A 6,695-nucleotide genomic window follows, 5' to 3' on the forward strand; every position below is an offset into this window, starting at 1 on the left:
GTGGTGCCGATTGCCAGGTTCTATCCGGACGATGGTACGCCCGCGATTCTGCAGCGGAATCCCGCGCCGGCCATCACACTCGCGCAGCGCTTCCGCAACGATATCGCCGCGGCCGCAGCAGGCGTGGCGCGCGAAGCCGAAGCCCTCGCAAGCAGTCCGGCCGGCCCGTCGCAGCTGGCGTTGGCCGACGCGGTTCGCCGGGCCCTGCTCGGCCTGGCCGACGCGGCTGACAGCTACGGCGCCGCCAGCATCTCTGGGCTCGCGACCAAGATGGCGCGTGCGCCATTGACGAGCGGGGTGGAACGCGCCGGTGTGCAGGCGGTGGCGCAGCTGCTCATGAATCGTGAACTCACCGATGCACAGCTCGCCGCGCAGGTGAAGCAGGCGAATCTCTTGTGGAGCGGCGCACCGGCCCCCGACGCGGCCATCGTGTCCATCGAAACGCTGCTGTATCGCGGCCACTCGGCCGTGGCACGCGCTCGGGAGGTGCGTGACCAGCTCAAGGTGCATTGGCAGCGGGGATCGCTTGCGCAACCCGAAGCGCATGCGCTGTTCGAGGAGTTGAGCGACCTGCTCGATCTCGCCGTCACCACCTGACCCATGAGAGGCCGACGGCGCACCCAGCAGGACCGGTGAGATGAAGCACGGGCGTACGGCGGTCGGCTTCCTGTTCAGCGCGCTGCTCTTATGGTGGACGCTCCGCGACGTCGAGTTGGACGCGGTGTGGCAGGTGCTGCGCAACGCCAACGGACTGCTGTTCGCCCTCTGCACGGTGGCGGGAACGGCGATCGTTCCCATACGCGCGAGAAAGTGGCGCCCCATTCTCGAGCCGGCGGTCGGCCGGCTGCCGTATGGCCCCCTGTGGCGCAGCACCGCCATCGGCGTGATGATGAACAACGTGTTCCCGCTGCGCGCCGGCGAGTTTGCCCGCGCGTTCGCGCTCACCCGGGAGGCGCCACAGGTGGCCATGACCACCGCGCTCGGGTCCCTCGCGGTGGACCGCATCTTCGATGCGCTCGTGGTGTTTCTTCTGATGTTCGCGGCCATGCTCGACCCGCAATTTCCCGACGGGGCCACCGTGGCAGGACGCGGCATGAGCGACGTGGCCATCGGCGGGGTGACGCTCGTGGGGACGGCTTTGATGGTGTGCTACGGGGTGGTCCTGCGCCCCGCATGGGTCACCGGGATCATCAGCGGTGTGGCGGGCCGTGTGGCACCGAAGCAGCGCGACCTCATCGTGGGGTTCGTGGAACTGGCCGTTGGGAGCCTGGCCGTCTTGCGTGACACGCGCCGGTTCGCGGCGCTCTTCGGGTGGACCATGCTGCACTGGCTCACACACGCGCTGGCTATGTACCTCGGATTTCTTGCCGTGGGCGTACACGTGCCCCTCAGTGCGGCGTTGTTCCTGCAGGGGGTCATTGCCATCGGCATCGCCGTTCCCAGCTCGCCGGGGTTCTTCGGCGTGTTCGAAGCCGCGGCGAGTGTGGGGCTGGCCGTGTACGGGGTGCCCAAGGATCTCGCGGTGAGTTGGGCACTCGGCTATCACCTGCTGAGCTTCATTCCCATCACCGTTCTTGGCGCGGTATACTTCGCGCGCATGGGGCTCAGCGTGCGCGACGTGACACAGGCGCAGCGTAGCCCCGGCACGACGTGACCTTCACCGGTGAGCCGAGAGCGTTGACGTGAGTTTCCCGCATGGCAGCGTGACGCGAACCGAACGCGCGCACGCGAAGATCAACCTGCTGCTGCGCATTCTCGCGCGCGAAGCGAGCGGGTACCACGGCATCGAGACGCTCTTTCAGCGGCTCGCCCTGCACGACCTGGTGCACATTGCGGTGAACGAGGCCCCGTGCGCGCTCACGTGCGACGGCCCCAGCATGCCCACCGGAGGCATCGGCGCCCCGGAGCAGAACCTCGCGTGGCGCGCGGCCGCGCTCTACTGCGAGGCGGCCCACTGGTCCACCGGTTGGCAGATCGCCATCGAGAAGCACATTCCCGTGGGCGGTGGTCTCGGCGGCGGGAGCGCCGACGCCGCCGCAGTCCTGCGCGCCCTCGAGGCCCTCTGCCCCGCACCGCTTGGACTGCCACGGTTGCTCGAGCTCGCCGGTACGCTCGGCGCCGACGTGCCCTTCATGGTGCTCGATGTGCCCCTCGCCTGGGCCTGGGGACGCGGCGACCGGCTGCTACCGCTTCCCGCGCTCCCCGAGATGGCGGTGACACTCGTGGCCTTCGCGGACGGTGTGAACACCGGTGCCGCGTACGGGGCCTTCGCGCGGGCACGTGAAGCTCGCAGCGGAGGCGTCCAGGCGCACGCCTATGCGTCCGACGCGTTCACCACCTGGGAGAGCGTGTGTGCCCTGGCCGCCAACGACTTCGAGCAGGTGGTGCCATCACTGCACGCGGGCGTGGCGGCGGTCCTGCCGGCTCTCCGTGATGAGGCGCGGAGGAGAGGAGACGCGGGGACACCAGCCATAGGCATGATGAGCGGGAGCGGGGCGACGTGCTTCCTGCTGCACGCGACCGAAGTGGCGGCGGAGATCAGAGCGCCAGAGGGCGCGCGGGTCGTTTTGACCGGGACGGCGTAGCGAACGGCGTAGGGAACGGCGGGTTACTGCGTTATGACGACAGCTAGTCATGGGTCATGATTACCGCGAAAAGGTAACGGCGAACAACGACGCAGCTGCGTTGTTGTTCGCCGTTTTGGTTTCGGGGTCACCATGACCCATGACGCAGTTCATCCATGACGCAGTAACCCGCAGTTACCCCCGCAGTTACCCCCGCAGTTTCCCCCGCAGTTTACCTTCGCAGTCTCGCCACCCCGGCCTTCGGATCGTACGTACTGCCCGCTGGCAGCAGGTGCATCCTCGCGCCGCTCGCTCCGAGCACGGCGGCACTGTCGGCCGTACGCTGCGCCTCGCGCGCGTCCACAATGAGGACCGAGCTCGCGCCTTCCACGCGCCACAGCCCGCTCGGTTCGACGATGAGTGCAGTCCCTTCGTCGATGCCCACACCCAAGTGCGGAGGATTGGCGAGGACGAGACTCAGCAAACGGTTGTGCCGCTTGCGTCGCAGGAAGTGCTGGTCGACGATGGCCGTGGTGAGATAACCGAAGCCACTGTCCACGGCCACGCTGCCGCGCGAGACGCGGGTCCACGCTTCGGTGCTGTCGCGGCGCTGGCCGAGTTCATCGCCGGTGATCATGGGCGTGGAGAGTACGGCCGCACCGGCCGACGTGCCGCCGATCACGGCGCCGCGATCGAAGCGCGCGCGGATGGCTCGTTCCGTGACCGTTCCACGCAAGACGGCGGTGAGACGATTCTGATCGCCGCCGCCAAACCACACCGCCGTGGCACCATCGAGCAGGCGGGCCACGCTGTCGGTGTTGGCCTGCTCGCGCGTGACCCACACGTTGCGCGCTTGGGCGCCCATGGTACGGAAGCGCGCCGCGGACTCCTCGCCACTTTTCTCGCCCACGGCGCTGGCCATCGCGAACACCACGATGCGGGCCGTATCACCGCCGGCTCGGCGGACGAACTCCTGCACGAGCGGAATCGGCTGGGTGCCGCCACCCACGATAAACAACGTGCCCGACGTTGAACGACCGGCCACGGCTCGTGGCGCCTGTGCCTCCGACACGTGCATGGGGCACACTGAAGCGGCTGACAGGAGTATCGCTCCCGCCAGCCGCCACCTCACCATAGCAATCACTGGATTCATGGGTTCGGGTTATGGGGTTCCCCGAATTTACAGCCGTCATTGGCGCGTCGCTGTCTACCGCGACTGCACCTCGATCACCTTCCCCTTCGCCTGCGGGAGCTTGGGGAGCGTGACACGCAGAATCCCCTTGTCGAACTCCGCCTTCACGTGCTCCATGTCGACCGTGCGCGGCAGGGCGAACGACCGCTGGAACGCACCGTAAAACCGCTCCGACACGAAATAATTCTTGGCCGGGGGGGCGTCGGTACGCTCCTGCTCCTTCTCCCCCGCAATCGTAAGCACGTTGTTGTCGATCGTGATCTTCAGCGCCTTCTCTTCGATCCCCGGGAGTTCTGCGGTCAACAGCATCGCCTCGTTGGTCTCCGACACCTCCACCGCCGGCATCCATGCGCCGGTCGCCGCGGGTGCGAACGGATCCTCGAACATGCGGCGGAGATAACTGGAAAACACGTCGTCGCTCGACAGCGGGCTTGGCGTCTTTCTGGTCAGCGTGGGCATAGCATCTCCTGCACCGTCCTCGGTGCGTGATTGAGGGCCCTCAAACAGGGTGCGCTCAACCTGCCCACATGCGCCTTGGGGCGAATCGGTACATTCTCCGACCCGACGTGGGGAAGTGTCAGACACGGGCTCAGCCTTGGGGCTTCGCGGAACTGCGCAAAGAGTTATGGGTTGCCACCCAACAACACGGCGTAGCCAGCCACCCATTTACGCGGTGCAGTAAGGAGGCAACGCATAACCCCTTACGCTTCACCGCGCCGCCAAAGGCGGCGCCCGCGCCCTACGCCCGGAAGAAGTACACGTACTTCGCCACCAGCCCGCCGCGACTCGGTCTCATGAACGGAATCGGGCGATCCAGTCCGGTCTGCCATCCGCTGTTCCAAACCACGTAGAGGTCGCTGCCGGGCTTCACCGTCCAGCGCACACGGGCATTGGTGCTCGCGCGCTGTGACTGGTTGTCCCATTGCGCGAACAGCGTGGTGTTGAGCCGCGGGTTGAACGCGTAGTCGGCGCGCAAGCGCACCGTGTTGGCGGTGAAGCGCGCATTGGGGAGCGCGACATCCGAGATCTGCCCGTCGAGCGTGAGCAGCATGTGCGGCGCGCGGCGGAGTCGCACGCTGGCCGTCACGTCGCTCGAACGACCGTCGTAGAACTCGCCGGTGCTGGCTGTGAGCTGCACTTTCACGGCCCGCGGCTCTGCCCCCTGATACTGCACTTCGGTACGCGTCCACCAGTACTGCCCGGGGAGCACGCGCGCGTTGGTGAACAAGCCGAACGTCTCGTCGGGCGCATCGAAGCGACGTCGCACGCTCGCCTCCACCCGATCGCCGTTCTGGAACTGCAGGCCGAAGGGGCGCACGGAGAACGAGGCGTTGTCGAGCCCGCCGTTGATCCCCCACACGAGGTCGTAGCTGGCGAGATTGAATTCGTACCGGCGGATGTACTTGCTGCGCTTACGCGGCCGCGGCGTGAACGAGGTATTCCCGGCCACGCGATGAATGCCCCGCTGCGACACGAAGCCGAGCGCCGGATCGTACCCCGCCTCGATGCGATCGAGGCGTAGGACGATATCGGCCTTGTCGTTGGGAAAATCGAACATGAGCCGATAGTGGCCGCCCACGACACCCCCGACCGAATCGCGGCTCCAGGCAGCGTTACCCTCGACGATGAAGTTCTGGCCGCCCCGCACGATGTAGGGCAGAAAGAAATCGAGACCGCCCGCCGTACTCGCTGGCCGTCCCGTCTCACCCGCGAAGGTGCCCATGGCGCCGATGTAGCCGCGCCCCAGGAAGTCCTGCTTCACCCGCAACACCGCGTTGGTCGTCTTCTCCTCACCCGATGTACGTGCCGCCAGAAAGCCCACTTGCCGGCTGCCGGCCCGCCCTTGCATGCGCACGCCGAGCGGAATGGTGACCGGATTGCCGTTCGCGCCGAGGCCGATGCGGCGCGAGTAGAACAGCTGCGCTTCGCGCGGCCGACCGTAGTCGAAGATCGCCGCACCCTCGGTGAAGAACGGCCGTTGTTCGGGGAAGAACAGCGGGAACCGCGTGAGGTTCACCACCTGCCGGTCCACTTCGGCCTGCGCGAAGTCCGGGTTGATGGTGATGTCGGCGGTAAGGGTGTTCGTGATTGGCGCCTTGATATCGAGACCAATGTTGCCGTCGCTCCCGGCCGGCAGGAGCGTCGTGTCGCCGCGCACCGCGAAGTAGCGTCGCTCCGGCAGCCGCGATTCGCCCGACAGGTACGGACGTGCCTCCACCCGCGGACGCCGCGGCAGGCCGTCGAGATTTCCGACGATCCCCTCCTTCTCGAGGAAGCGCAGCCCTTCGGTGCGCCGCCACGCGCGCCAGAGTGTTTCCTCGTTCTTCCGCGGCATGAACCGGCGGAAGTTCATCCCCATCACGCTGTCCCCTTCGGCGTAGCGCAACGTGGCCCACGGGATGAGCATCTCGGCGAACCAGCCCTCGTTCGTGATGCTCGTGCGGACATCCCACACGCCATCCCAACTCTCGTTGCCGCGCTCGATATCGACGTGTTCACCGTCCCACATCGCCCCGTTGGCGTTCGTGCGGAAATAGAAGGCGCTGCGTTTGTCGTGCAGCCCGTCGATCCCCATGGACACGTAGTCGTCGCTCCGGAGTTCCGCGTCCCGGCGCACCTGCGAGCGCACGATGTGTGCTGCATCGGAGTCGTACAGCCACCAACCGATCGCCAGTCCGCTCGGTGTGGCCAGAAGACGCACGACCGTCCGCTCGGTGCTCGGCGCCCCCTCCACCGGATCCTTCTGCCGGAAGTCGGTGATGGAATCGGCCTGGGCCCAATCGGGCTCGGTGAACCGTCCATCGAGCTCGATGTTGCGCGACGTACGGTACGCACGGTGTTCCACGCCGTTGATCTGCAGGGCGCGCTGGGCGCGGCCGGGGGCGGCGAACACGAACAAGCCGACGGCGGCGGCCAGAATGAGACGAGAAAGGGGCATC

General features: G+C 66.9%; 6 protein-coding genes. 3 read left to right on the forward strand and 3 right to left on the reverse strand.

What is annotated here, in order from left to right; genetic code table 11:
• The 3 genes from ACIQ6O_RS10980 to ispE all read left to right on the forward strand — a co-directional run.
• Positions 1-597 (forward strand): hypothetical protein (locus ACIQ6O_RS10980; protein WP_396207833.1); only part of this gene is annotated, 597 nt, incomplete at its 5' end.
• 40 nt (positions 598-637) lie between these two features.
• Positions 638-1,654: a lysylphosphatidylglycerol synthase transmembrane domain-containing protein gene (locus ACIQ6O_RS10985; protein ID WP_396207834.1), complete on the forward strand. Its 1,017-nt coding sequence runs from the start codon at positions 638-640 to the stop codon at positions 1,652-1,654.
• A 49-nt stretch (positions 1,655-1,703) separates the two neighbouring features.
• Positions 1,704-2,585 carry a 4-(cytidine 5'-diphospho)-2-C-methyl-D-erythritol kinase gene (gene ispE, locus ACIQ6O_RS10990; RefSeq protein ID WP_396207835.1) on the forward strand — a complete coding sequence of 294 codons (882 nt, stop codon included), beginning with the start codon at positions 1,704-1,706 and terminating at the stop codon, positions 2,583-2,585.
• 211 nt (positions 2,586-2,796) lie between these two features.
• Here the strand turns inward: ispE and ACIQ6O_RS10995 are convergent, their stop codons facing one another.
• The 3 genes from ACIQ6O_RS10995 to ACIQ6O_RS11005 all read right to left on the reverse strand — a co-directional run.
• A complete protein-coding gene (locus tag ACIQ6O_RS10995) occupies positions 2,797-3,609 on the reverse strand; it encodes a cyanophycinase (RefSeq protein ID WP_396207836.1) in 813 nt (270 codons plus the stop codon).
• Between the two features lie 162 nt (positions 3,610-3,771).
• A complete protein-coding gene (locus ACIQ6O_RS11000) occupies positions 3,772-4,215 on the reverse strand; it encodes an Hsp20/alpha crystallin family protein (RefSeq protein WP_396207837.1) in 444 nt (147 codons plus the stop codon).
• Positions 4,216-4,495: 280 nt separating this feature from the next.
• The coding region (locus ACIQ6O_RS11005; RefSeq protein ID WP_396207838.1) for a DUF5916 domain-containing protein at positions 4,496-6,695 on the reverse strand (2,200 nt) is incomplete at its 5' end.

This window comes from Gemmatimonas sp. (assembly GCF_044345575.1).
Lineage (GTDB): Bacteria > Gemmatimonadota > Gemmatimonadetes > Gemmatimonadales > Gemmatimonadaceae > Gemmatimonas.